This is a genomic window from Candidatus Methylospira mobilis (genome assembly GCF_009498235.1).
In the GTDB taxonomy this organism is placed as follows: domain Bacteria; phylum Pseudomonadota; class Gammaproteobacteria; order Methylococcales; family Methylococcaceae; genus Methylospira; species Methylospira mobilis.
In genome coordinates this window covers 1721652-1748204 of sequence record NZ_CP044205.1, presented here as the reverse complement: position 1 = coordinate 1748204, position 26553 = coordinate 1721652, and the positions used below count along the sequence as shown (strand labels likewise).

27 protein-coding genes are annotated in these 26553 nt (G+C 54.8%); 1 reads left to right on the top strand and 26 read right to left on the bottom strand.

Annotation, left to right across the window (positions count from 1 at the left end; genetic code table 11):
- Nucleotides 1–219: 219 nt before the first annotated feature.
- The 26 genes from kdsB to bioB all read right to left on the bottom strand — a co-directional run bounded on the left by kdsB (nucleotide 220) and on the right by bioB (nucleotide 25703).
- Nucleotides 220–993, bottom strand: coding sequence for a 3-deoxy-manno-octulosonate cytidylyltransferase (kdsB, locus tag F6R98_RS07740; RefSeq protein WP_153248520.1), 774 nt, complete (start codon nucleotides 991–993; stop codon nucleotides 220–222).
- Nucleotides 990–1205: a Trm112 family protein gene (locus tag F6R98_RS07735; RefSeq protein ID WP_153248519.1), complete on the bottom strand. Its 216-nt coding sequence runs from the start codon at nucleotides 1203–1205 to the stop codon at nucleotides 990–992. Before F6R98_RS07735 ends, kdsB begins: the two co-directional genes overlap by 4 nt.
- Nucleotides 1198–2205, bottom strand: coding sequence for a tetraacyldisaccharide 4'-kinase (gene lpxK, locus F6R98_RS07730; protein WP_153248518.1), 1008 nt, complete (start codon nucleotides 2203–2205; stop codon nucleotides 1198–1200). Before lpxK ends, F6R98_RS07735 begins: the two co-directional genes overlap by 8 nt.
- Nucleotides 2186–2614: an ExbD/TolR family protein gene (locus F6R98_RS07725; RefSeq protein WP_153248517.1), complete on the bottom strand. Its 429-nt coding sequence runs from the start codon at nucleotides 2612–2614 to the stop codon at nucleotides 2186–2188. The genes lpxK and F6R98_RS07725 overlap by 20 nt, the downstream gene beginning before the upstream one ends.
- 7 nt (nucleotides 2615–2621) lie before the next feature.
- Nucleotides 2622–3236, bottom strand: coding sequence for a MotA/TolQ/ExbB proton channel family protein (locus F6R98_RS07720; RefSeq protein ID WP_153248516.1), 615 nt, complete (start codon nucleotides 3234–3236; stop codon nucleotides 2622–2624).
- 76 nt (nucleotides 3237–3312) lie between these two features.
- Entirely contained in the window at nucleotides 3313–4482 is a 1170-nt protein-coding gene (locus F6R98_RS07715; RefSeq protein ID WP_153248515.1) for an MFS transporter, read from the bottom strand.
- 56 nt (nucleotides 4483–4538) lie between these two features.
- A complete protein-coding gene (gene aroC, locus F6R98_RS07710) occupies nucleotides 4539–5636 on the bottom strand; it encodes a chorismate synthase (RefSeq protein ID WP_153248514.1) in 1098 nt (365 codons plus the stop codon).
- A 23-nt stretch (nucleotides 5637–5659) separates the two neighbouring features.
- Nucleotides 5660–6559: a 50S ribosomal protein L3 N(5)-glutamine methyltransferase gene (gene prmB, locus F6R98_RS07705; protein WP_153248513.1), complete on the bottom strand. Its 900-nt coding sequence runs from the start codon at nucleotides 6557–6559 to the stop codon at nucleotides 5660–5662.
- 42 nt (nucleotides 6560–6601) lie between these two features.
- On the bottom strand, nucleotides 6602–7633 hold the full coding sequence (gene argC / locus F6R98_RS07700) for an N-acetyl-gamma-glutamyl-phosphate reductase (protein WP_153248512.1): 1032 nt from the start codon (nucleotides 7631–7633) through the stop codon (nucleotides 6602–6604).
- Between the two features lie 274 nt (nucleotides 7634–7907).
- Complete coding sequence (locus F6R98_RS07695; RefSeq protein WP_153248511.1) at nucleotides 7908–8207, bottom strand: integration host factor subunit alpha; 300 nt, start codon at nucleotides 8205–8207, stop codon at nucleotides 7908–7910.
- A 4-nt stretch (nucleotides 8208–8211) separates the two neighbouring features.
- A complete protein-coding gene (pheT, locus tag F6R98_RS07690; protein ID WP_153248510.1) occupies nucleotides 8212–10590 on the bottom strand; it encodes a phenylalanine--tRNA ligase subunit beta in 2379 nt (792 codons plus the stop codon).
- A gap of 66 nt (nucleotides 10591–10656) precedes the next feature.
- Entirely contained in the window at nucleotides 10657–11661 is a 1005-nt protein-coding gene (gene pheS / locus F6R98_RS07685) for a phenylalanine--tRNA ligase subunit alpha (RefSeq protein ID WP_407079308.1), read from the bottom strand.
- Between the two features lie 152 nt (nucleotides 11662–11813).
- Nucleotides 11814–12164, bottom strand: coding sequence for a 50S ribosomal protein L20 (gene rplT, locus F6R98_RS07680; RefSeq protein WP_153248508.1), 351 nt, complete (start codon nucleotides 12162–12164; stop codon nucleotides 11814–11816).
- A 62-nt stretch (nucleotides 12165–12226) separates the two neighbouring features.
- A complete protein-coding gene (gene rpmI / locus F6R98_RS07675; RefSeq protein WP_153248507.1) occupies nucleotides 12227–12424 on the bottom strand; it encodes a 50S ribosomal protein L35 in 198 nt (65 codons plus the stop codon).
- 17 nt (nucleotides 12425–12441) lie between these two features.
- The gene (infC, locus tag F6R98_RS07670; RefSeq protein WP_153248506.1) at nucleotides 12442–12972 is read right to left on the bottom strand and encodes a translation initiation factor IF-3; all 531 of its coding nucleotides are present in this window, start codon (nucleotides 12970–12972) and stop codon (nucleotides 12442–12444) included.
- 10 nt (nucleotides 12973–12982) lie between these two features.
- Nucleotides 12983–14902: a threonine--tRNA ligase gene (gene thrS / locus F6R98_RS07665; protein ID WP_153248505.1), complete on the bottom strand. Its 1920-nt coding sequence runs from the start codon at nucleotides 14900–14902 to the stop codon at nucleotides 12983–12985.
- Between the two features lie 170 nt (nucleotides 14903–15072).
- Nucleotides 15073–16569, bottom strand: a complete 1497-nt coding sequence (locus F6R98_RS07660; RefSeq protein ID WP_228125160.1) for a lipopolysaccharide biosynthesis protein — start codon at nucleotides 16567–16569, stop codon at nucleotides 15073–15075.
- A gap of 98 nt (nucleotides 16570–16667) precedes the next feature.
- Nucleotides 16668–17534 carry a cytochrome c oxidase subunit 3 gene (locus F6R98_RS07655; RefSeq protein ID WP_153248504.1) on the bottom strand — a complete coding sequence of 289 codons (867 nt, stop codon included), beginning with the start codon at nucleotides 17532–17534 and terminating at the stop codon, nucleotides 16668–16670.
- A 26-nt stretch (nucleotides 17535–17560) separates the two neighbouring features.
- Entirely contained in the window at nucleotides 17561–18094 is a 534-nt protein-coding gene (locus tag F6R98_RS07650; RefSeq protein WP_153248503.1) for a cytochrome c oxidase assembly protein, read from the bottom strand.
- A gap of 129 nt (nucleotides 18095–18223) precedes the next feature.
- Nucleotides 18224–19882 (bottom strand): cytochrome c oxidase subunit I, encoded by a 1659-nt coding sequence (gene ctaD / locus F6R98_RS07645; RefSeq protein WP_153248502.1) that lies wholly within the window; start codon nucleotides 19880–19882, stop codon nucleotides 18224–18226.
- A 31-nt stretch (nucleotides 19883–19913) separates the two neighbouring features.
- Complete coding sequence (coxB, locus tag F6R98_RS07640) at nucleotides 19914–21032, bottom strand: cytochrome c oxidase subunit II (RefSeq protein ID WP_153248501.1); 1119 nt, start codon at nucleotides 21030–21032, stop codon at nucleotides 19914–19916.
- 252 nt (nucleotides 21033–21284) lie between these two features.
- A complete protein-coding gene (gene bioD / locus F6R98_RS07635; protein WP_153248500.1) occupies nucleotides 21285–21980 on the bottom strand; it encodes a dethiobiotin synthase in 696 nt (231 codons plus the stop codon).
- Complete coding sequence (gene bioC, locus F6R98_RS07630; RefSeq protein WP_153248499.1) at nucleotides 21980–22774, bottom strand: malonyl-ACP O-methyltransferase BioC; 795 nt, start codon at nucleotides 22772–22774, stop codon at nucleotides 21980–21982. The genes bioD and bioC overlap by 1 nt, the downstream gene beginning before the upstream one ends.
- A complete protein-coding gene (gene bioH, locus F6R98_RS07625) occupies nucleotides 22749–23543 on the bottom strand; it encodes a pimeloyl-ACP methyl ester esterase BioH (RefSeq protein WP_153248498.1) in 795 nt (264 codons plus the stop codon). The genes bioC and bioH overlap by 26 nt, the downstream gene beginning before the upstream one ends.
- Nucleotides 23540–24739, bottom strand: a complete 1200-nt coding sequence (gene bioF / locus F6R98_RS07620; RefSeq protein ID WP_228125227.1) for an 8-amino-7-oxononanoate synthase — start codon at nucleotides 24737–24739, stop codon at nucleotides 23540–23542. The genes bioH and bioF overlap by 4 nt, the downstream gene beginning before the upstream one ends.
- Nucleotides 24702–25703, bottom strand: coding sequence for a biotin synthase BioB (bioB, locus tag F6R98_RS07615; RefSeq protein ID WP_153250959.1), 1002 nt, complete (start codon nucleotides 25701–25703; stop codon nucleotides 24702–24704). Before bioB ends, bioF begins: the two co-directional genes overlap by 38 nt.
- A gap of 121 nt (nucleotides 25704–25824) precedes the next feature.
- Between bioB and F6R98_RS07610 the strand changes: the two genes are divergently transcribed.
- Nucleotides 25825–26517 carry a ComF family protein gene (locus tag F6R98_RS07610; protein WP_153248497.1) on the top strand — a complete coding sequence of 231 codons (693 nt, stop codon included), beginning with the start codon at nucleotides 25825–25827 and terminating at the stop codon, nucleotides 26515–26517.
- The last annotated feature ends 36 nt before the right edge of the window (nucleotides 26518–26553 follow it).

The following is a 26553-nucleotide window of genomic DNA, read 5'->3' as shown; positions in this document are numbered from 1 at the left end:
CCGTTGCATACTGTAGGGGCGGGCTTTAGCCCGCGAAAAGGGCCGATCGCGGGCTAAAGCCCGCTCCTACAACGTTGCTTCATTCGAAAATCATATTGTTAATAATTCGCTTTCCGCAGCAGGCTCAAATGAGCTGAATAGTCGCCGCACGACAAAACATCCGGTGCATCGCCCGCAATTACTAGAGTTCCGGGTAATGCGATCTATATTCTTAAACGCTCACACCGTTTCAATCTGCTCCATCAATGCATTGACACGTATCAGATCGGCTTCGGTATCGACACTCGCCTCCGGTGGCTGGTCTATGCGTAATACCTTGATACGCTCCCCCATCCACAGCACGCGCAATTGCTCCAGACATTCGATCGACTCCAGCTCCGAAGCTGGAAACTCGACATAGCGGCGGATAAACCCGGCGGTATAGGCATAGGTTCCGACATGACGCAGAAAATGCCTGCCTTGCACCACCCGGTTTTGTTCGTCGGCGAAAGCTTCGCGGTCCCACGGTATCGGCGCGCGGCTGAAGTAGAGCGCGTGGCCTTTGCCATCAAGCACAACCTTGACCGCATGCGGGTTGAATACATCGGCAGTATCCAGCGGCGCGGCCAGAGTCGCCATTTCGCATCCGCAATCGGGCGCCAGCGCCGTCGCCAGCTGTCCCAGTAGTTGCGGACGCATCAAAGGTTCGTCGCCTTGCAGATTAACAACAATTTCGTGGTCCGCCCAACCCAGCCGTTCTATCACTTCGGCTATGCGTTCGGTGCCGCTGGCGTGATCTTCTCGCGTCATCAGCGCCGCCACGCCCCGGCTTTCCGCTACTTGCAGTATACGCTCGTCGTCGGTGGCGACCACGACTTCGGATGCACCCGACTCCAGCGCCCGGTCGCAGACATGCGCGATCATCGGCTGGCCTGCCAGCAAACGCATCGGTTTGCCCGGCAAGCGACTGGACCCCATGCGCGCCGGAATCACAATTTTGAAATCACGCTTCATGCACCTGCCGTTTCCGCTAAGCCCTTATTCAATTCATCAATCTCTTCCAGACTCAAACGCCGCGCCTCGCTTTCGAGCATCACCGGAATACCATCCTGGATCGGGTAGGCAAGGCGGTCGGCCTTGCAGACCAGCTCTTGATGTTCCTTGCGGTAAAGCAACGGGCTCTTGCAAACCGGGCATACCAGTATATCCAGCAGTTTTCTATCCATTCTGTTTCACCTTTGTAATTTTTTTTAAACTATCCAAAACCCTGTCGCCAAACGCAATCGGCAACTCCGCCTCCACCGGTACATACCACAATGCAGAAGAATTAAACTTTCTGCATTTCACCGCATCTTTTTCCGTCATCAAAACCGTAATGCCGTTTTCCTGCTCCACATCGCTTGCAACAAAGGCATGATGATCCGGCAGCACCTTTGCTGCAAACGTCAACCCGGTTTCCTGCAGGCTGTTGAAGAAGCGTTGCGGATTGCCTATCGCCGCCAGCGCCAGCAGTTTTTCGCCTTGAAACGCTGCAAGCGGCCTGGTCACCGTCTCATTGGCGAGATTAACCGCCGTTGAGCCGGTCACAAGCATAGGGTATTCTCCGGGCTGCGCCTGACCGCCATTGCATACCACAAAATCGACACTGTCCAGACGCTCTACCGGCTCACGCAACGGGCCGCCGGGCAAACAGGCGCCGTTGCCCAGCCGCCTGTCGCCGTCTATCAGCGCAATTTCGATATCCCGAGCCATACGGTAATGCTGCATGCCGTCGTCGGAAATAATCAGGTCGCAGCCGGCGGCGAGCAAAACATCGGCGGCGCGCGCGCGATCGGGGAAGACAGAGACCGGACAGGCTGTTTTTTGAGCTATCAACACCGGTTCGTCGCCCGCCTGCGCGGGATCGAATTCCGCGGTCACCAGTAAAGGCTGCCGCAAACGCACGCCATAGCCGCGGCTGACTATGCCGGGCCGGTATCCGGCCTGGGTCAGAAATCGCGCCATCCAGATCACCAAAGGAGTTTTGCCGGTGCCGCCTACGCTCAAATTTCCGATCACGATCACGGGCACAGGTAAACGCCGGGCGGCTTCCGGGTGCGCGCCATACCAAGCCCTGCGCTTCAGAACAATATGCCGGAACAGATGCGACAATGGCCGCAGCAGCACCGGGGGCGAAGTACGCTGGTACCAGATGCGCTGCAGCCAGTTATTTAGCCGGTTTTTCATGACGCTCGGCTTCGGCGGCTATGCTGATATGCGTCAAACCCAACACGCTGGCCGCATCGAGCGCGGTTATCAAACCCTGATGACGGGCATTGCGATCCGCTGAAATCGTCAATACCGAGTTTTCCTGAGCCCCGGCGTCCTGCAGAGCTTGCTTGATCGCGTCCAGCTCATCACGCTCCAGGCGCTTTTTATTCACGGCATAGTGACCGTCGGCGTCGATTACCAGTTCGATGGCCGGAGCCTGCGGCGCGTTATTGCCGCTCACCGCTTTCGGTAGATTGATGGTCAACGCGGTTTCACGCGCGAAAGTCGTGGTCAGCACCAGAAAAATCAGCAGCACGATCAATACGTCGATCATCGGAATCAGATTGAGTTCCAGCCGCTCGCCTCGTTGTGGTCTGAAATTCATCAAGCACCTATTCCGCTCGTTCGCCGTGTATCAATTCGACCAGGCGCAGGCACTCCACTTCCATGCGGATGGACAAACTGTCTATGCGCGCGCGGAAGTAGCGGTAAAACATCAAACTGGGAATCGCCAGCGCCAAACCCGATGCGGTCGCAACCAGGATCTCCGAAATACCGCCCGCCAGATGCGCCGGATTGGTAATGCCGTTTTCCACCGAGAACAGGGAAAACACCTTGATCATGCCAAGCACGCTGCCCAATAAGCCCAGATAAGGCGAGACGCTGGCGATAGTACCCAAGGTATCCAGGTAGCGCCCGAGGTCGTGAATTACCGAACGGCCGGCCTGTTCGAGGCTTTCTTTCATGATTTCACGGCCAAAGCGATGATTGCCGAGTCCTGCCGCCAGAATGGCGCCCAGCGGCGAATCCAGTCCTATCTGGCGTATGCGCGCTTCGTCCAGCGCATCTTCGCGATGCAGCTTCCAGATTTCAGGTATCAGGTGCGCCGGCATGATAACGCCGGTCCGCAAGGCCCAAAAACGCTCGATGATAATCGCCATCGCCAGCATGGAACATAGCAGGATCGGCCACATGACCCATCCACCGGCACGAATTATTTCAAACACATGATCTCCCTCACGGCAATAGAACTCCGAATGATTGTATCGCAAAGAGAACGGGTTTACCCTCTTCCCACAACCGCTATGCCGACACTGCCGGCCGGTCTCTATCCAGCCAGCCCCAGGTTATAAGTAAGGCCAGGAGGCTGACCGCCGCCGAAAACAGGTAAATGCTCTCAGGCCCCGTCCGTTCCCACAGCTCGCCGGCAATAAAGCTGCCCAGCATGCCGCCCAGGCCGTAGGACAAGCTGGAATAGAGCGTTTGTCCCTTGGCTTGATGCTGTCCGGAAAAATACCGGTGTATCAGACTCATGGAGACTATATGGGTGGCGGTGAATGTTGCGGCGTGCAGTGTTTGCGCGATGATAATCCAGTATGCATGCCGGACCATCCATCCGGTGATCATCCAGCGCACGATACCGAGAGTCAACGCAAGAAGCAACAAATGCCTGATGCTGAAGCGGCGCAGCAACCCGCCCGCAAAAGCGAACAACAGGACTTCAGCCAGCACGCCCAGCGCCCACAATTGACCGATCCGGTCGTTATCGTAGCCGTTTTGCTCCAGGTAAATGGAAAAAAAGACATAATGCGGGCCATGCATCACCTGCACCAGCATAAAAACAACAAACGCCGCAGCCACTTCAGGCCGCTTGAGTACCGCCCAAACCGAAGAATGAACTTGTGGCGTATGCCGGACCGGCGGTTCGTTAATCGTCAAACTAATGATCGACATCCACAGCAACAAAAGCCAGACCGCCTGCGGCAAACAGGCAATAGCCAACCCGTTGTTCAGCGCCCAGCCGAAAAACAGCACGGCGATAAGAAATCCTACCGACCCCCACAGACGAATACGGCTGTAGCGATGCGAATCGTGCGGCAGATAGCCAAGCGTAACCGATTCGAATAACGGCAACGGCGCATTCCAGAACAGACCGATCGCAACCAGCAACCCAGCCATCTGCGCAAAACTGTCCATACGGTCGACAGGAAAAAAAAGCATGGCGGTCATCAGCGAGCTGATGCGCACCAGCAGCGCGTGGCGCCTGCTGTGATCGGCCAGCCACCCCCAGAGATTGGGCGACAGCAGCTTGGTCAACGCCAGTATGGCCATGAGCTGGCCTATCTGCGAGGATGTAAAACCTTTATCCTTGAGATACATCGACCAATAGGGCATAAATGCACCCAAGGCCGCGAAATAGGAAAAGTAGTATCCGGAGAGCCGCCAATAAGGAACTGAAAGGGATTTCGTCATATACCGTTTGTTGGCCTTTTACGGCAATCCCGCCCGCGGACGGTCAATAACTGGTTCTATAATTCGGCGGGAACGGGCTGCAGGCTGGTGTGCACATGCTGATTCTGCGCGCGATGCCGCAATAAATGATCAAGCAGCACAATAGCCGTCATCGCTTCGGCAATAGGCGTGGCGCGGATGCCGACGCAGGGATCGTGACGGCCGGTGGTGACTACGTTGACCGGCTCCCCGCGCACATTGATCGAACGCCCCGGCAGACGCAAACTGGAAGTGGGCTTCAATGCAATACCGGCGACGATGGACTGACCGGAAGAAATCCCCCCCAGTATGCCGCCCGCATGATTGCTCAAAAATCCTTGAGGGGTGATTTCATCGCGAAAACAGGAACCCTTGGCTTCGATACAGGCAAAGCCGTCGCCGATTTCAACGCCTTTCACCGCATTGATGCTCATCAATGCATGCGCGAGATCGGCATCGAGCCGATCGAAAACCGGTTCGCCCAACCCGGGTGGAACTCCGGTTGCAACGACATTAATGCGCGCGCCGACCGAGTCGCCCTCTTTGCGCAGCGCATCCATATAAGCTTCCAGTTCCGGCACTATATCGGGGTCAGGGCAGAAAAAAGCGTTGTTGTCAATTTCATCCCAGCACAAACGCCTGACCTTTATCGGCCCCAACTGCGCAAGATAGCCCCTGACTTCCATGCCAAGACACTCCTTGAGATATTTTTTGGCAATGCCGCCCGCCGCCACGCGCATCGCGGTTTCGCGCGCCGAGGAACGCCCCCCGCCCCGATAATCGCGCAAACCGTATTTCATATGGTAAGTGTAATCGGCATGCGCCGGACGGAATGTTTCCGCAATATCGCTGTAATCGCGCGAACGCTGATCGGTATTTTCTATCAGCAGGCCTATCGGAGTACCGGTAGTCTTGCCTTCGAAGACGCCGGACAAAATTTTGACCTCATCCGCCTCGCGCCGTTGCGTGGTATGACGAGAGGTTCCCGGTTTGCGCTGGTCAAGATCGCGCTGCAAATCCGCTACGCTCAGTTCCAGCCCCGGCGGGCAACCGTCAACAATACAGCCGAGCGCCGGCCCGTGGCTTTCGCCAAAGGTGGTCACACAAAAAAGTTTACCGATGCTGTTTCCCGACATGAATCAACCTGACTGCATTTTACTTAAAGCTGGTCGTAAGAAAGCACAAACACGCCATCGCCTCCCCGCTCGAATTCTATCCAGCAAAACGGCAGTTGCGGATAAGCCGCTTCCAGCGCCTCAGCGCTGTTGCCGACCTCTACGATCAGCAGTCCGCCCGGTTTCAAATGCGCTTTCGCGCGAGCCAATATTCCGTTCACGCAATCCAAACCGCTTTCTCCCGATTCCAGACCAATACGCGGTTCCGCATGATATTCCGGCGGCAGCGCGGCCCATTCGGCCTGGCTGACATAAGGGGGATTGCTCACGATCAGGTCATATTTTTTGTCGGCCAGTGCGCCATACAAATCGGACTGCAACAGATTGACGCGATCGGCCAGATCATGACGATCGACATTGATGCGCGCAACCGCCAGCGCATCCGGTGAAATATCGACCGCATCGATTTTGGCATCGGGAAAGGCGAAAGCCGTGGCGATGGCGATACAGCCGCTGCCGGTGCACAAATCCAGTACGTCTGTTACCGCATCGGGATCGGCCAGCCAGGGCTCGAAGCGCTGCTCTATCAACTCGGCAAAGGGCGAGCGCGGCACCAGCACACGCTCATCGACATAGAACGGCAATCCGGCGAACCAGGCCTGTTGCGTCACATAACTGGCGGGCTTGCGCTCATTGATACGGCGAGCCACCAAAGCCAGAATCGCAGCGCGTTCGGATAAATCCAGGACGCAATTAAAGTAACCTGCCGGCAAATCATTAGGTTGATGAATCGCGTGCAGCACCAGCATCGCCGCCTCATCCGTGGCCGTTGCTGTGCCGTGTCCGAAAAAAAGGCCTGCCTCGTTGAAACGGCTGGCCGCCCAACGGATGTAATCGCGGATTGTGGTCAGTTGCGTTGCGATACCCTGAGCCGCTTTATCCATAAGAATATTGATTTTGGTGATAATAAAGGTAATTATTGATAATTACGGATACAAGCCTATCGCTTCCAGCCCTTGGGTTTCCGGCAATCCGAACATCAGATTCATATTCTGCACAGCCTGTCCCGCCGCGCCTTTAACCAGATTGTCGATGACTGACAGGATAACCAGGGCATTGCCTTGCTGCGGTCGATGTATCGCGAGTTGACAGCGATTGGAACCGCGCACATTGCGCGTATCCGGATGCGAGCCTGCCGGCAGCACATCGACAAAAACTTCGTCGCGATAACGCGTTTCGAAAAGTTGCTGAAAATCGAGCGTATCGTCCTTCACGCGCGCATAAACCGTCGCATGGATACCGCGTATCATCGGCAGCAGATGCGGCACGAAGGTCAAACCGACAGGCATGCCGGCGGCCTGCGTCAATTCCTGCTCAATTTCAGGCAGATGCCGATGCCCATCAACCGCGTAGGCCTTGAAACTTTCGCCGCTTTCGCTCATCAGCAGTGACAACTCGGCTTTGCGCCCTGCCCCGCTGGCCCCCGATTTGACATCGGCCACCAGATTGTCCAGATGAATGGCCTTTGCCTCGATCAGCGGCAGCAATGCCAATTGCACCGAGGTCGGATAACAGCCCGGATTTGCCAGCAGACGGGCGTTGCGGACCGCGCTACGCTGCGCTTCCGGTAAACCGTAGACCGCTTCCGACAGCAAACAAGGGCAGGCATGCGGCTCTCCATACCATTTTTCCCAAACCGCGCCGTCTTTAAGCCGGAAATCCGCCGCCAGGTCGATGATTTTGATGCCCTTATCGAGTAAGGCTTGCGCCATGCGCATCGCGGTTCCGTTGGGCGTGGCAAAAAACACCACCCCGCATTCGCTGAGGCTATTCAACTCCGGCTCGACAAAAACCTTGTCGATGTGACCGCGCAGATTAGGGTAAACAGCATCGACGCGTTTACCTGCATCGGAACGCGACGTGACCGCATGCACCGCCACGCCAGGATGCAAAGCCAACAGCCTCAGCAACTCCACTCCGGTGTATCCGGTTCCGCCAACGATACCTGCCTTGATCATTTCCCTAAGCTCCGACAGCGGGTGTTCAGCTAAAATGGTAAGTCCGGCATAATAATCGGGTGTGGCCTGCCGAAATGCGGCTGGGCAAGGCTGGTGAGGCCGTCCAGACAGCGAAGCTAAACCAAGCCCCCTTCACACCCGGGCATGGAAGCCGCGAGGATGGGTACGCGGCAGAGCTGATGGATCGGACGCGCTTTCGCATGTTTCGATCATCCTTACCTCTGCTCCAACCTGGCTAGCTGTATGCTTGCCAAAAGTTTATCAACCCGCCAAATCAAACCAACTGCTCGTTGGTTTCAACTCTTACCTTTAACTTCTGGCCCGGCCTGAAAGTAACCACACGCCGTGCGCAAATCGGCGTTTCCTCGCCGGTACGCGGATTACGTCCCGGTCGCTCCTTTTTATCCCGTAAATCGAAATTTCCAAAACCCGAAAGCTTAACCGTATTTCCGGCTTCCAAAGCCGTTTTTATTTCTTCGAAAAACTGATCGACCAGTTCTTTGGCATCCCGCTTATTAATAAGAGGATATTCCTGCAACAAATTTTCAACCAGCTCGGCTTTTGTCAACGCCATCGTTTTACTCTCTCAACTGTGCATCAAACTGATTTTTCAAGTGTACAAGCACATCGGCAATGACCGCGTCCACCCGGTTATCAGTCAAAGTTTCATTGTCGTCCTGCAACACCAACCCCAAGGCCACGCTTTTCATCGCATCGGCGATGCCGGGTCCCTGGTAAACATCAAAAACCACCACCTCACGTATCAGCGCATCCTGCTGCTTCACACTATTCACCAAAGAAGCAGATTGCACCGATTCGTTGACGATTAATGCAATATCGCGCCTTACCTGAGGAAAACGCGACAAGGTATCGAAACTCACCACTCCGCGCCGAAGCAACGGCGTCTGATCAAGTTCGAACAAAAAAACCGGTTGCTCAAAGCCGAATGTTTTTTCCAGCTCAGGATGCAGCATACCGATCCATCCCAACCGCAGCTGCCGCAAAACAATCTCTGCGCATTGCCCTGGGTGTAATGCGTGATGCTTACCCGGAACAAAACTTATTTCGTTTTCATGTCCTGCAAGCCGTAGTATAGCCTCCACATGGCTTTTGATATCGAAAAAATCCACACCCCGGCTTTTTTCGCCCCATTGCTCAGGATATACCGAGCCAACAACCAGCCCGGCCAATCCCGGCGTCTGGCTGATTTCGCCATGCATACGGCTGAAGCGCAACCCGCTTTCGAACAACCGCACGCGCGCTTGCTGGCGGTTCAGGTTCTTCAATGCCGCATCGATCAGACCGGCCCATAAACCGGTGCGCATAACCGACATATCCGAGGAAATCGGATTTTGCAGTATAACGTAACTCTCGGTCGCCGGGTCCAGCAGCGTTTGACGCTGCATATCGACAAAACTGTAAGTAATCGCTTCATGATAACCGCGTGCCGCCAGCACATCCTTGATGCGCTCGATATCGGCCTGCGATTCCGGTTCGGGTTGCAGGGAGACGCGGCCGTTGGCCTCCCGTTTCGGAATATTATCATACCCGTAAACCCGGCCGATTTCTTCTATCAAATCGGCCTCGATAGCAATATCGAAACGGAAACCCGGCGGCGTCACCGACCAGCCGTGATCCTGTACGCGCACATCCATCCCCAAGGCCAGCAGGATGCTTTCGATCTGCTGCCGCTCAAGCGCCACACCCAACAGGGCTGCGATGCGCGCCTCGCGCAAGACGATGGATGCGCGTTGCGGCAATGCGTTTGCGCTTACGCGCTCGATTATCGGCCCTGCGGAGCCGCCGACGATATCCAGCAGCAACTGCGTCGCGCGTTCCATCGCGATGCGCTGCAAATCGGGATCGACGCCGCGCTCATATCGATGGGATGCATCGGTATTCAGACCGTAACGGCGCGCCTTACCCATGATGGCGCCGGGCGCGAAGAACGCCGATTCCAGGAATATATCCACGGTGCCTGCATTGACGGCTGATTCGCTACCGCCCATAACGCCGGCAAAAGCCAATGCCCGTTCGGCGTCGGCGATCACCAGCACATCGCTGCATAACTCTACAATCTGCCCGTTCAGCAATTGTATCGATTCTCCGTCGTGCGCAAATCGCACACGGACGCCGCCTTGGATTTTCCCGGCATCGAACGCATGCAAAGGCTGTCCCAGCTCCTGCAGCACATAGTTGGTTATATCGACCACCGGACTGATGGCGCGAATACCGCAACGGCGCAGCCGCTCCAGCATCCAGAATGGCGTAACGGCTTCTCCACCTATCCCTTTAATCAATCGCCCCAGATAGCGAGGGCAGGCCGCCGTCTCGCTAATCGTCACGTCCATGACCCGGTCGTGCATTGAGGCATGCGCGGGGGGCTGCGGAAAATGCAACTCACTACCGGTCAGCGTTGCTACCTCACGCGCTATCCCAAGCACGCCCAAACAATCGGCGCGATTGGGCGTCAAATCGACTTCTATACTGACATCGTCCAGATTCAACAGCGTGCGCACATCCGTTCCGGGGCGCGCATCGGCCGGCAAAACCCATAAACCGTCGTTCTGTTCCTCGATACCCAGCTCGCGCGCGGAACATAACATGCCGGAAGACATTACACCGCGCAATGGCGCGGCTTTTATGACGACGCCTCCCGGAAGCGTTGCGCCAACGGTTGCCAACGGAACCTTCATTCCCGCTACGACATTCGGCGCGCCGCAAACGATGATCAGCGGCTCGGGAAAGCCGGCTGCTACCCGGCATACGCGCAATCTGTCTGCCTGGGGATGAGGCTCAAACCCCAGCACCTCCCCGACGACTACGCTACTGAATGCGCCGGCAACCGGTACGACTCGATCGACTTCCAAACCCGCCATCGTCAACCGGGCCACCAGTTGCTCCGTATCGCAGGATGGATCGGTAAACTCTCTTAACCAAGCTTCGCTAAAAAGCACGGGACACCTTCCTAATCTTGTTTACTCCTCTCTCCCACAGGGAGAGGGGAAAACCAGTTCAGGGCTTCAGGAAGCCCTGAACTGCTGAAGAAACCGGATATCGTTCTCGAAAAACATGCGTAAATCATTGATACCGTAGCGCAACATCGCAAGCCGCTCCACACCCATGCCGAAGGCAAAACCCGAGTATTCTTCGGAATCGATATTCACCGAACGGAAAACCTCAGGGTGTATCATGCCGCAGCCCATCACCTCCAACCATCCGGTTTGTTTGCATACCCTGCAACCCTGTCCACCGCAAATCACGCATTCAATATCGACTTCGGCCGACGGCTCTGTAAACGGAAAGTAGGAAGGTCTGAAACGCACCTGTATATCCCGTTCGAAAAACAAGCGCAGAAATGAGTACAGCACGCCCTTCAAATCGGCAAAGCTGACCTGTTTATCTACAAAAAAGCCTTCGACCTGATGAAACATCGGCGTATGCGTTAAATCCGAGTCGCAACGGTATACGCGACCCGGCGCAATCACCCGCAATGGCGGTTTGCGCGTTTCCATCACCCGCACCTGAACCGGAGAGGTATGGGTACGCAGCAAGGTATGCGCATCGAAGTAAAAAGTGTCGTGCATCGCGCGCGCCGGATGGCTCGCGGGAATGTTCAACGCTTCAAAGTTGTGATGGTCGTCTTCGATTTCCGGCCCCTCGGCAACTTCGAATCCGACATTGCGGAACAGTCTCGCGATACGCCGCAAGGTCAGGGTAACAGGATGTAATCCGCCCATTTCCTGTCCACGCCCCGGCAGAGTCACGTCCAGCACTTCTCGCGCCAGCCTGAGTGCAAGCTCGGCCTGCTGCAAAAAATGCCTGCGTGCTTCCAGCTCGGACTGAAATATATCACGCGCGCTGTTGATCTCCTGCCCTGCGATCTTGCGTTCCTCAGGCGTAAGCCTTCCCAGCGTTTTCATGCGCTCGGTAAAGACGCCTTTTTTCCCGAGAAATTGAACGCGCACCCCATCCAGATCGGACAGGTTTCCGGCGCTCTCGACGCGCTGACGGGCTTCGGCAAGAATATCTTGAAGGGGGGTAGCAGTCACAGCCCTGCTCACTATGGTATGTCAAGAAAGAAACGGGTGCCAATCGGTAGCCGATCGCACCCTCTAACCCTGAAATCTACCGCGCGCACGACTGGCGCACGCAGCAGCAATGACGGTTTTCCGCGAAATCAGACCGGCTTGACCAGCTTAACCAGCGCGGCGAAAGCGTCCTTGTCATAGACCGCCATATCAGCCAGAACCTTGCGATCCAGATCGATAGCCGCCTTTTTCAGCCCGTCGATGAACCGGCTATAGGACAGGCCGCATTCGCGGGCTGCGGCATTGATGCGCGCAATCCACAATGCACGAAATTGACGCTTCCTCTGACGGCGGTCACGATAAGCATATTGACCTGCCTTGATGACGGCCTGCTTGGCTACGCGATAAACACGGCTGCGGGCGCCATAATAGCCCTTGGCCAGCTTTAAAACCTTTTTATGTCTGGCGTGCGCGGTTACGCCACGTTTAACTCTGGGCATGATTACCCCTCCTCTACACTAAAATCCGATCCTGTTAAAAACCCATGGGGCTGGCGCAACAATCAAACGTAGGGCAGCAACCGGGTAGCGCTCTTCACATCGGAGGCATGAATAGCGCCGGTATTACGCAACTGCCTCTTACGTTTCGTCGTTTTCTTGGTAAGAATATGACGGCGATGAGAATGACTGCATTTGAATCCGCCCGAAGCGGTCTTGCGGAAACGTTTGGCCGCTCCGCGATTTGTTTTAATTTTTGGCATTGTTACAACTCCAATCGTTATGTCTTTTTCTTTTTCGGAGCAAGCGTCATACTCAACTGCTTGCCCTCGAGTTTCGGAAACTGTTCAACGGTCGCATGTTCCAGCAGATCCGTTTCTATTCTCTTCAGCAAATCCATCCCCAGTTCGCGGTGAGACAATTCGCGACCGCGAAACCTGACCGTGACCTTGGCCTTGTCGCCATCCTGAAGAAAACGCGACAGATTGCGCACCTTGATATGATAATCACCGTCGTCGGTACCCGGCCTGAACTTCACTTCCTTGATGTGTATCAGTTTCTGCTTCTTTTTTGCAGCCTGCAGTTTCTTGCTTTGCTCAAAGCGGTATTTACCGTAATCCATCACCCGGCACACCGGAGGTACGGCTGTAGGCGATATTTCCACCAGATCCAGCTCCGCTTCGGCGGCGATATATCTTGCCTCGCGGCTCGAAACTACGCCTACCTGCTCTCCACCCGCACCTATCAGCCTGACCTGAGGATAAGTGATCTCCTCGTTCAGCCGAGGCTCTTTTCTATCGTTCGCAGTTATGACCCTACTCCTACAAAATTGCGGCTGACCGAGCCGCTACCTCTGCAACCAACTTGTTTATCAAACCGGACACATCGAAACCGCCCAGATCGACACCTTTTTGAGTGCGCAATGCCACCGTACCCGTTTCGGCTTCTCTTTCGCCGATAACAAGCAGGTAAGGCACATGCCGCATTGTATGTTCTCGAATTTTAAAGCCTATCTTCTCGTTTCTCAAGTCGGTTGCAACCCTGAGCCCATGACTGCGCAACTCAGCGGCTACTTTTTCAACATACCCTGCCTGCGCATCGGTGATGCTCAACGCAGCTATCTGTACCGGCGCCAGCCAGAGCGGGAAGAAACCGGCGTAGTGTTCGATCAATATTCCTATGAAACGCTCCATGGAACCCAATATCGCACGATGCAACATAACCGGAGTCTTTTTACTGCTGTCATCCGCAACATATACTGCGTCCAAACGCTCCGGCATCGAGAAATCAACCTGTACGGTGCCGCATTGCCATACGCGCCCAATACAATCCTTGAGCGAAAACTCTATCTTGGGACCGTAAAATGCGCCTTCGCCCGGTTGCAGCTCCCACACCAAGCCTTTGCTATCCAGCGCCGACTGCAACGCGGCTTCAGCCTTGTCCCAAACCTCATCCGACCCCACTCTTTTTTCCGGACGGGTTGAGAGTTTAAGCAAAATCTCGGTAAATCCGAAATCGGTATATACACGCTGCAGCAAATCGATAAAGCGAACCACCTCATCCTGAATTTGATCTTCAGTGCAAAATATATGCGCGTCGTCCTGTGTAAAGCCGCGGACACGCATGATGCCATGTAATGCACCGGAAAGTTCGTTGCGGTGGCAGGAACCGAATTCGGCCAGACGCAACGGCAAATCCCTATAGCTTTTCAAACCCTGATTGTAAACCTGCACATGGCACGGGCAATTCATCGGCTTGATTGCAAAATCGCGCTCCTCCGAACTGGTGGTAAACATTTCATCCTGAAATTTTTCCCAATGCCCGGATTTTTCCCATAATGCACGTCCGACAATCAACGGTGTTTTTATCTCTTGATAACCGTTATCGAGGAACACCTGCCGCATGTATTGCTCAAGCACCTGCCAAATCACCCAGCCCGCCGGGTGCCAGAACACCATGCCCGGCGCTTCTTCCTGCACATGAAAAAGATTCAGGGCCTTGCCGATCTTGCGATGATCCCGCCTGTCCGCTTCTTCGAGCTTATGCAGATATTCTTTTAAATCAGCCTGGTTTATCCAGGCCGTACCGTATATGCGCTGCAGCATGTCGTTGCGCGCATCGCCACGCCAATACGCGCCGGCAACCTTCATCAATTTGAACACTTTCAACCTGCCGGTGCTGGGCACATGAGGCCCCCGACACAGATCGGTGAATCCGCCCTGCGTATAAAGGGACAGTTCCTCTCCGGGAGGAATATCTTCAATAATTTCGGCTTTATAACGCTCGCCCAGGCTCTGAAAATAAGTGACCGCCTCGTCACGCATCATGACATGGCGGTTTACCGGCAGGTCGCTCGCAGCCAGCTCGGCCATTTTCTTTTCAATATTCGCCAGATCTTCCGGTGTAAAAGGCCGCTCATAGGCGAAATCGTAGTAGAAACCGTTTTCAATCACCGGACCTATCGTAACCTGGGCGGATGGGTAAAGACTTTTCACAGCCTGAGCCAGCAAATGAGCACACGAGTGGCGAACTATCTCCAAACCTTCCGGATCGCGACCGGTTACAATGACTACATCGGCATCGGCCTCTATGCGATAGGAAAGATCGACCAGCTTCCCATCCACCTTACCGGCAAGCGCAGCCTTTGCCAGCCCGGAACCGATAGACCCGGCAACGTCCAGCAATGTAACAGCGCTACCGTACTCACGCTGGGAACCATCAGGAAGCGTAACGACCAACATTCTGTATTTATCCGAAAAAACCTTAGCACCCAGGTTACATGCAAAACCGTATCATCGCGGCATCGCGCAACCATCTACATACGCTAAACGAAGTATTCTAGCACAGTGTCAAATTAAAAAAAATGCCAATTCGCCTCCCATCAAACAGAAAGGTTCCAAGACCGCTGCACTCAAACCCGCAAGAAAGCCCGTCCGGCCCCAAACTTTTCAACAATAAATATGCAAAAAACAAACATCAGCAACACGGCATTATGGATAAGGATATCTTCCAACCGGGTATACTGCGTATAAGCGCTGATGCGTTCTACTGCCAAAATCAGGATAACGGCAAGCAGAGGGTAGCCTAAAATCCGCCGGTAATCGTAAGGTATGACATAGTAATGCTGCCCTAGCAGGGCCGATAGCAAGGCCATGCTGGCATAACATATCAGCGTTGCCCAAGCAGAACCCATGTAGCCCAGCCACGGCACCCATAAGAAGTTTAAAAGCACAGTAACTCCCGCCCCCCAGAACGTCAAATAGGCTCCAAAGTAGGTTTTTTGCGTCAATTTGTACCAGATCGAAAAATTAAAAAACACGCCCAGACAAAGATTGGCAAGCAACAATACCGGCACCACATCGATACCCGAACGATAGTTTGCACCGATAAAATATTGTATCCAACTGATGTTCATCATCACCGCCAGCAGGATGATCGAACAAGCAATCACAAACCAGTTCATAACGACCGCATACAAGATTCGACTGTCCTGCTGTTTGTAGTACGCGAAAAAAAACGGCTCAGCTGCATAACGGAAAGCCTGGATAAAAATAATCATCAGAACCGACATTTTATAACAGGCGCCATAGACTCCCAGTTGTTCCAATGCATTTTCGCCGGGAGACAAATGCTTGAGCAGTATTCGGCCCAGCATGTCGTTTACCATGCCAGCCAAGCCCGCCAGCATCAACGGCAGTGCATAAGCCAGCATTTTGTGCCATAAAGCTGGATCAAATCGCAGCCGCACCCATAAATCAGGCAACAGCATGATCAGGGTCAGCGCACTGGCAATCAAATTGGCCACAAAAACATAGCCGATACCAATATCCGGCCGGTAAACCGTCGCAGCCCACCCCAATAACCCGTCTTGCTGACCGGATTCATACGCCCATTTGCAAATCCCGATCAGGAAAACGTTTGCCGCTACGTTAACCAGAATATTTATCGTTTTCAGCAAGGCGAAACGACCGGCGCGCTGTTGCTGCCTCAATGCCGCGAAAGGCAGAGCCGCGATGCTGTCCAGCGCAAGTATCCAGGCGGTCCAAATCACATATTGCGGATTTGAGCGATAACCCAGCAATTCAGCAAGCGCTGATGATTGCCACAGAGAAATTGCAAGAAACAACGCCGTGGTAAGCCACAGCGACAATAAAGCCGTGCTGTATACCAGTCGTCCATCATCACGGCGCACCGAAAAGTTGAAAAGCGCCGTTTCCATGCCATAGATCAATACGATATTGAGAAAGGCGATATAGGCATAAAACTCGGTAATAACGCCGAAATCGTCCGGGCGCGAAAACTGGTAGGTATAAAGCGGCACCAGCAGATAATTCAGCATCCTGCCGACGATGGTACTTATACCGTATAGCGCGGTTTGACCGGCCAGCTTTTTTATCGGATTAGACACGAGCAGTTAGTCGGGTATTGCTATTTGTAAAGTTGGCATGCGACATAAAAAACGCCGCACGGGTGCGGCGTTTTTTATCGGGAACGAGTAGTTGAGCGTTATAACCAGTACACGAAGATGAACAACCCCAACCAGACCACGTCTACAAAGTGCCAGTACCAGGCAGCAGCTTCGAACGCAAAATGATTGTGCTCTGAAAAATGGCCCTTGATGCTGCGCAGCAGGACTACCGTCAGGAAAATTGCGCCAATGGTTACATGCAAACCATGGAAGCCGGTCAACATAAAGAATGTGGATCCATAGATGCCGGAACCCAGAGTCAGCCCCATCTCGGTATACGCTTCATGGTACTCAACGGCCTGCAAGGCAACGAAGCTGAAACCCAGCACTACCGTAGCCGCCAAGCCCTTGATCAATTGCGGACGGTTGTTGTCCAACAACCCCCAATGCGCCCAGGTGACGGTTCCACCACTGCTCAACAGTATCAATGTATTGAGAAATGGAATGCCCCATGCGCCCATCGGCTCGAAGTGACCGCCCACTTCACCGGGTCCATTAGTTGGCCATACGTTCTTGAAATGGGTCCATAACTCGTGAGTAGCGCCATTCGAATAATCCAGCCCGCCGGCCAGCCATGGAATAGAATAAATTCGCGTGTAGTACAAGGCGCCGAAAAATGCCGAGAAAAACATCACTTCGGAAAAGATAAACCACATCATTCCCATACGAAACGAGACATCTACCTGATGACTGTAAGATCCTGCCACGCTTTCCGAAATCACTGTTCCAAACCAGCCGAACAGCATGATCACCATAATGATTGCACCCAGCACCATCATGGTAGACCCCACACTGGAGCCATTCACAAGATTGGCGAACCCAACCATCAGGGTTGTCAATCCAATGGAGCCCACAATCGGCCATTTCGCCTCATGCGGAACGTAATACGCGTGTTTCGTTGCCATGATGATTACCTACATTTGCAATTGGATTATTTTTTATTTGTAATATCAAAAAAAGTATACGACAGCGTCATATCCCTGGTATCCGCCGCTACAGCCGGTTCTACCACAAGCCGTACCGGCATCTTTCTTTCCTGATGCGGTTCGAAGCGCTGATCCGTAAAACAAAAGCATTCCGTCTTTTTCAGATATTCCGCAGCCCATACCGGACTGATACTCGCTATCGCCTGCCCCACCAGCGGTTTATCGCTTAAATTCCGCGCGTAAAAATCCACCGTGTAATATTGCCCCGGATGAACAACCAGCCTGTTTACCGCAGGTCTGAACTCCAATGGCATTTTCCCGTTTACCACAGTTACGAAACCCAGCGTAATTTCGCGTTTGAGGTCGATATTGTAGGCCACTTCCGCTGTCGCTTCCTTGACTCGTCCGCTGATGCCAAAGTACTTGCATATCGAATCGTACAGCGGAGCAATGGCGAAACCCAGCCCGAACATCAGCAGCGCGACCAGCGCGATGCCGATTACCAGTCTCGTGTGAGACTTGTTTTGTAGCTGCGTCATCGCCTTACCCTCCCGGCTTTGACAGGACCACCTGCATAATCGCGAACACATACAGCGCTGCGGCAAACAAGGCGATCGCTCCCGCCAGTATCATATTCTTTTTTTTTATTTGCACTCTGCTGCACCGGCTTACTGATGCACAGTATGAGTTGCTTCGTCAATAAGCTCTATGCCAGGCGGCGCATCCGACCAGGTGTGGTACGGCGGAGGCGACGGCAGATGCCATTCGAGCCCATGTTCGCGCGCGCCTTCCCATACCTCGGCCGTTGCCTTTTCTCCACGCTTTTTGATGCACTCGTACACGACGTAGGCGAAAATCAACTGGGAGAAACCAAAGATGAACGCGCCGACGCTCGACATGGCGTTAAACTCGGCAAACTGAACCGCATAGTCGGGGATACGGCGCGGCATGCCGGCCAACCCCAGAAAGTGCTGCGGGAAGAACAGGACATTAACCGAAATGGTGGACAGCCAGAAATGCAGCTGGCCCAGTTTTTCATTGTACATGTGTCCCGTCCACTTCGGCAGCCAGTAGTAGGTGCCGGCGATCAACGCGAAGACAGCGCCCGGAACCAGCACGTAGTGGAAGTGCGCCACGATAAAATATGTATCGTGATACTGCAGATCCGCCGGTGAAATCGACATCATCAGACCGGTGAATCCACCCATGGTAAACAGCACCACGAAAGCTATCGCGAACAGCATAGGCGTTTCGAAAGTCATTGCGCCGCGCCACATGGTGGCTACCCAGTTAAACACTTTAACGCCGGTCGGCACCGCGATCAGCATGGTCGCGTAGGTAAAGTACAGCTCAGCCGCTACCGGCAGGCCCACGGTGTACTGGTGGTGCGCCCATACGATAAAGGACAGCAGACCGATTGATGCGGTTGCGTAAACCATGGAGCTGTAACCGAACAAAGGCTTGCGGGAAAACGTCGGAATAATCGACGAAATCACCCCGAAGGACGGCAGGATCATGATATAAACTTCCGGGTGTCCGAAGAACCAGAACAAATGCTGGTACAACACCGGGTCGCCGCCGCCTGCAGCATTAAAGAAACTGGTGCCGAAGAATTTGTCGGTCAGCAACATCGTCACCGCACCGGCGAACACCGGCATCACCGCGATCAACAAAAAAGCGGTGATCACCCACGTCCAGACGAACAGCGGCAGCTTCATCAAGGTCATACCGGGGGCGCGCATATTGAACACGGTCACGATGATGTTGATCGCGCCCATGATCGAAGACATGCCCAGTAAATGCACGGTGAATATCGCAAACGGCAGATGATCCCCGCCCTGCAACACCAGCGGCGGATACAGGGTCCAGCCGGCGGCCGGCGCGCCGCCATCCATGAACAGCGTGCTGGACAACAGCACAAACGCAAACGGCAGTATCCAGAAGCTCCAGTTGTTCATGCGCGGCAGCGCCATATCCGGCGCGCCGATCATCATCGGTATCATCCAGTTGGCGATACCCACGAATGCCGGCATTACCGCGCCGAATACCATGATCAGGGCGTGCAGCGTCGTCATCTGATTAAAGAATCCGGGATCCACATACTGCATGCCGGGTTCAAAAAGTTCTGCGCGTATCACCAATGCCATTGCGCCGCCGACAAAGAACATGATCAGTGCCGTTACCAGGTAAAGCGTGCCGATGTCCTTATGGTTGGTCGTTGTTATCCAGCGCATGATGCCTTTGGCCGGTCCGTGATGATCATGATGATCGCCGTGATCCGCCGCACCATGACCAAGATGATGATCGTCGTGAGTTGTAGCTGCCATAGCCCTATTCCTCTAAATCGAGTTAAATATATTATTGTTGCTTTTGAATATCAGCTGGCTGAACCAGCTCGCCCTTGCTGTTGCCAAAGCTGTTGCGCTGATATACAACCACGGACGCAAGCTCATCATCCGCCAGTACTTCATCGAATGCCGGCATCGCATTGCGGCCCTTGGCAACCAGTTTGATGTGTTCTTCAACCGGTCCGTTGGCTACAGGGCTGCCCTTGATGGCGGGAAAGGCCCCCGGCATGCCGTCACCGTTCGGCATGTGGCAGGCTGCGCAATTCGAGTCGTAAACCGCTTTACCCTTCTCCATCAGCTCTGCCATGGTATAGGTCTTGTTTGCGTCGGCTTTTTTCACTGCAGTCTTGGCTTTTTGCTCTTCAACCCAGGCCTTGTATTCCTCATCCGTTTTGGCGATTACGACGATAGGCATGAACCCGTGGTCGCGTCCGCACAGTTCGGCGCACTGACCGCGGTAGGTTCCGGGCTTTTCTACCTTAATCCAGCCATCGGTCACAAAACCGGGTATCGCGTCTTTTTTCCAGCCGAATTCGGGCACCCACCATGCGTGCAGCACATCCGCGGCCGTCAACAGTATGCGTATTTTCTTGTTGACCGGGATAACCATCGGGTTATCGACATTTAGCAGGTAATGCGGGACGCTCTCAGGATTAATGCCGGAACCTATCTGGCGCGCCTTGTTGCTTTCGGCATCAAGCGAACTGAAAAAATCGATACCGTCTTCCTGATAGGTATAACGCCATTTCCACTGATAACCGGTCACCTTGATGCTCATGTCGGCGGCGCTGGCGTCGTAAGCCTTGATCATGACCCGCGTTGCAGGTACCGCCATCGCAAAAAGAATCAGGAACGGTATCAGCGTCCAGACGATTTCCAGCCTGGTATTCTCATGAAACTTCGCGGGGACTGCTCCCTTGGATTTACGGTGATAGATAATGGAGTAGGTCATCAAGCCGTAAACCAGCACGCCTATCGCCACGCATATCCACAGTATCAGCATGTGCAAATCGTGTATTTCCCGGCTGGTTTCGGTAACCCCAACCGGCAAGTTCAACGCGTAATCCGCGTGCGCACTTCCCCCCAACATCACCGCCAGAACTGCAAGCAGTCGCCTAATTGTTTTCACGGAGTAATCTCCTCAGTCTAAAAATAGTTTGTCATCCGCTTAATGAGGCCCTTGCCGGACCAGCACCGCGCGTTTGTCTTTTTATTGCACCCGGGCTTCCCTTTCCGAGCGGCGGTATTCCTGTTCGTTGCTGGTTTGCAACACCAGCCTGCCGTTCCAACGGCGCTATCCGCGCACACGGCCGGCTGCTCCCATGCCTGATCGCTCCGGCAAGGAGCTTGATCCTGTTTTATGAATGCGGATGAATGTAACTTATCCCCACATTCTTGGCAAGATTTTAGCCATTGCGTCAGCGTTAAAATTGATCTGGCTCAACAAATCATTTCGTGATATGGCAAAGACGCGCGTTATGCAGGCAATATTCATTTCACGCTGCAGGGTGACCAGCGTTTCATCGCTAAACTCGAATGAGCGTTCGCACTCGCTGGCAACCCAACCGGCTACCGTTACACCGCTGCGCACCATGGCGTCCCATGTCAGCAAAGCGTGATTAATGCAACCCAGGCGCAACCCCACCACCAGGATTACCGGCAGCTTCAGGCATAAAGCCATATCCGCGACTTTCACGCTCTCGCCCAGCGGCACAGTCCAACCGCCGACACCTTCGACCAGCACGCTATCCGCGGACGCCTCAAGCACGCGGCATTGGGCCACAATATGGTCGATATTAACAGGGAAGTTCTCCCGTTTGGCCGCAATATCGGGCGCAACCGGAAGCTGATACGCATAGGGGTTTACCTGAGAATAAGGCAGTATGCGGCTGGCCTGACGCTGCAATAACAATGCATCCTCATTGCGCAGCTCGCCGTCTATCCAATCACACCCGGTTGCCACCGGCTTCATTCCCAGGACGTGCAACCCCTGCGTCTGCAAGGCGTGCATCAAAGCCAGCGCAACCCAGGTTTTACCAACGCCGGTATCGGTTCCTGTTATAAAAAAACCGGCCACTACACTATCTTCCTTGCAACCATCTGAATCACGTCAAATCCGGCGCGTATGCGCTGATCCGGCATTGCTGCCTGGTATGCCGAAATCATGCGCGCCATCGCGCGCCGTCCGGTCAGATACCGTGGACGATCCTCCGCCTGATTGCGCGCGCCCAGCATTTTCAGTTCGCGCATCAGACCGTACACATCCGCGTAAAACAGCGAAATTACTTCACTGTGCGACATCATCACTTCGAAACCGGCGGCCTGCAGCAATGCATTCCATTCGGCAAAAGATAGAAAGCTATTTACATGTTGCTTATCATCAACTTGCCGCCAGGCATGCTTCAGTTCCGCCAAAGTATCCCTCCCCAGAGTGCTGAATACCAGATACCCTCCACCACTTAAAACCCGAGCGAGTCCGGCAAAAGCGGTTGCCGGTTCCCGGCACCATTGCAAAGCCAGATTGGACACAGTCAAATCCACGCAACCCTCCGCCAACGGCAAAGCCTCCGCATCCGCACAAACAGACTGACACTGCGCAGTAGACAGGCGCATGAAACTCAGCATTTCACGGGCGATATCCAATGCGATAAGCTGCGCATCAGGGAAATACTGAATTAACCGGGAAGTACAATAGCCGGTCCCGGAACCAAGATCGAGCACGCGGGCAGGCTGTATATCGAGACCATCGAGTCCAAGCAGCAACGCGTCGCCCACCTCGCGCTGCAACGCAGCCACTCCGTCGTAACCGTGGGCGGCCCTTCCGAAGGAACGGCTGACGCGTTGTTTATAATGACGACTGACGGCAATCATACCGCACCCAAAAAGCGAGCAAACGCTCCCGGCACAAATCGGCGTGGCTTATAAAAGGGATATGCCCCGCCCCTTCGATCAGGCAATATTCGGCCTGATCCGCCAGCACAGCTATAGCGCTGCCGGCCTCGGAAGGGACCAAGCGGTCGCGGCCTCCCAGCATAACCAGCAACGGCATGTTCAGAGACGGCAAAGCTTCCAGCAGATCGATGTCGCGCAATATGATCAGTCCCGCCATCAGCGCGCGCCGATCCGGCTCCGCGCGTTGCGCCAGCGTTACCTGCAATTGCTTCAATACCAGCCGGGCATTCGGCAACCCCCAGGTCTGCAAACCAAGAAAGCGCAGGACGGTCGCGTGATAATCGTCCATCAGACCCTGAGCAAACCGGGCAAAAACGGCTTGCTCCATCGCATGCGGCCAATGCCCCGCCTGGGTAAAACGGGCGCTGCCCGCCAATAACGTCACACTGAGCGCGCGTTGCGGATAATGCCTGGCGATATACAAAGCCAGCGTCGCGCCCAGCGACCAGCCCAGCCAATGCGCTCGTTCCGGCGCATTGGCCAGCAGAGCCTGCGCAATCCCATCCAGACTCAGATCGGCTCCGGCCCGGCTGGCGCCATGCCCGGGTAAATCGAGCAGCGTCACGCGGCAGTACGGCGACAGCGTCTGCGCAAAAGGCCGCCAGACCCCCGAATGCATACCCCATCCGTGTATCATGACCACGTCCACCCCTGCTCCCAGCGTTTCTCGAAAAATGGATGAACTCATCCGGGTTGCCCTGCTATATGTCCCAATATTTCCAACAGCCGTCCCACTTGCTCGCGCTCATGAACTGCCGACAGCGTAATGCGTAAACGCGCGGTGCCCGCAGGCACCGTAGGCGGACGTATCGCGCTCACCAGAAAACCGGCATCGTTTAATGCCAGGGAGATTGCCATCGCCCGCGTATTATCACCAATCAATACCGGCTGTACCGGCGTAGTCGAAGGCAGCAGGTTCAACCCCATACGCAATCCTTCTTCGCGAAAATACGCAATCAGCTCCTTCAGCTTTTCTCGCCGCCATGCTTCCGTCTGTGCGATTTGCAGGCTTTGCAACGCCGCCTCGGCCACTGCCGGCGGCAAGGCCGTGGTGTATATATAGGATCGGGCGCGCTGAATCAGATACTCGATCAAGGCTTCGCTTCCGGCGACGAATGCGCCAAATACACCGAAGGCTTTACCCAGCGTGCCTACCAGCACCGGCACCGCACTCTGATCCAGGCCAGCCAATTCCAGCACACCACGCCCGCTGTCGCCCATCACGCCCAAACCATGGGCGTCATCCACCATAAACCAGGCCTGCGCGCTACGCGCCATCGCCGCCAGCTCGACAACCGGGGCCGCGTCGCCATCCATGCTGAACACGCCATCGCTCACGACCATGGACCCCGGTTTGACGCCCGCGCTCATCAGATCGGCAAGATGCCCGATATCGCGATGTGCATATCGTCGTAGTCCGGCCCCGGACAGCAAGGCCGCATCCAGCAAAGAGGCATGATTCAACCGGTCTTCGAACACGGCGCCGCCGCGCTCGGCCAACGCGCCGACCACACCGAGATTGGCCATATAACCGGTGGAAAACAGTAATGCGCGCTCACGCCCGGTATAGTCGGCCAGCGCTTCTTCCAGCGCCTGATGCGCGCCGCCATGCCCGGAGACCAGATGTGACGCGCCGCTGCCGGCCCCCCAGCGCTGCGCGCCCCGAACCATTGCCGCAACCACTTCAGGATGTTGAGCCAGCCCCAGATAATCGTTACTGGAAAAATTGATCAAGCGTCGTCCGTCGCTGAAAACTTCCGCGGCGCCGCCGGTCGCGGTTGCAATACGCCGCGAGCGGTACAGCCCCTGCCGTTTGATCTCGGCCAGACGTATTGCCAGCCGATTATTAAGCAAGGCCCCGGCGCTCGCTCGCTTTTTCCATATATTCAACCGTTGTCCCCGCCATCCGCATCCCCAGCCGCGCCAGCAGTTGCCGGTCGTGGGAAGCAGCAGGGTTCGCAGCCGTCAGCAGTTTTTCACCGTAAAAAATGGAATTGGCGCCGGCCAGAAAACATAAAGCCTGCATTTCATCGCTCATATCGGTGCGCCCGGCGGACAGGCGCACATACGACCGCGGCATCAGGATACGCGCCACCGCGATGGTGCGTACAAACACCAGTGGGTCCAGCTTCGCGTCGCCGGCCAGCGGCGTGCCTTCCATACGCACCAGCATATTAATCGGCACGCTTTCCGGATGTTTGGGCAAATTAGCCAGCTCCAGCAATAAGCCTGAACGATCGCTGTCACTTTCGCCCATACCGACGATGCCGCCGCAACACACGTTGATACCGGCATCGCGTACGCGCTTTAAAGTATCGAGACGGTCCTGGTAGGTGCGCGTAGTAATGATCTCCGAATAATACGCTTCGGAAGTATCCAGATTGTGATTGTAATAATCGAGACCGGCCTCCTTGAGACGCGCAGTCTGGCCGTCGCTCAACATGCCGAGAGTCATGCAGGTTTCCAGACCCAGCTCACGCACACCTTCGACCATTGCAACCACACGGTCGATATCCTTATCCCGGGGACTGCGCCAGGCCGCCCCCATGCAAAAGCGTGAAGCGCCCTGTTCTTGCGCGACACGCGCGGCAGCGATGACTTCCTCCACCGGCAACAGATCTTCGCGCGGAAGGCCAGTGTCGTAGCGAGCGCTCTGCGGACAATACGCGCAATCCTCCGAACAGGCTCCGGTTTTGATGCTCAATAAACTGCTGACCTGCACCGTGTTCGGATCGAAATGGCGGCGATGCGTACTTTGCGCGCGGAACAGAAGATCGGGAAACGACAGCGCAAACAGCGCTTCAATCTCTTGTAAACGCCAATCATGACGTAGCTCGTACTCCGGCATAGTCGGAACGCAGCCTGTTGCTTCGTCTGCATCTATCGATCGGATAAGCATTTTGTTATTCTCCTGACACAAATCACCGGGTAACACCGCACATGTTCGTCAACTGGAAGCAGTATAAAACATGAACGATTGGTCGACAATTATACAGGACTGGCTTTATCCGCCAACCTGTCTATTGTGTGGAGAAGACGGTCAGCACAATCGCGACCTTTGTCAGGCCTGCGAAAACGCATTGCCGCGCAACAACCCGGCCTGCGCGCGTTGCGGCATCGCACTACCGGGCACGGGTATCGATATCTGCGGCATTTGCATGAAAAATCCGCCTGCATTCGACACCACTCAGGCCATTTTTCAATACCAGGACGGCATCCGCTTCCTGATCCATCACCTGAAATTCCACGCCAACTACGCCTGCGCGCGTCTGCTGGGGCAGTTGATGACCGACACGCTGCAAATTATCGGTGCAAAGCCGGATTGTCTCATACCCGTGCCGCTGCACCCGGCGCGTTATCGCCAGCGCGGCTTCAACCAGTCTCTGGAAATCGCGCGCACGCTATCGAAACAATTGTCGATTCCACTGGCGTTCGACAACTGCGTGCGCATACGCAAAACCCAATCGCAAGCGGAACTGCATGCGAATGAGCGGCGCGCCAATTTGAAGGGCGCCTTTGCCTGCAAGGCCAGGCTATCCTGCAAGCGCGTCGCCATCATCGACGACGTCGTTACCACCGGCACAACCGTAAATGAACTGGCTGGCGTGTTGCGCAAGGCTGGAGCTGAACAGGTACAAGTATGGGCCGTTGCCAGGGCTTGAATAATTACCGCCGTTTATTAAAGCTTTCTAACACCA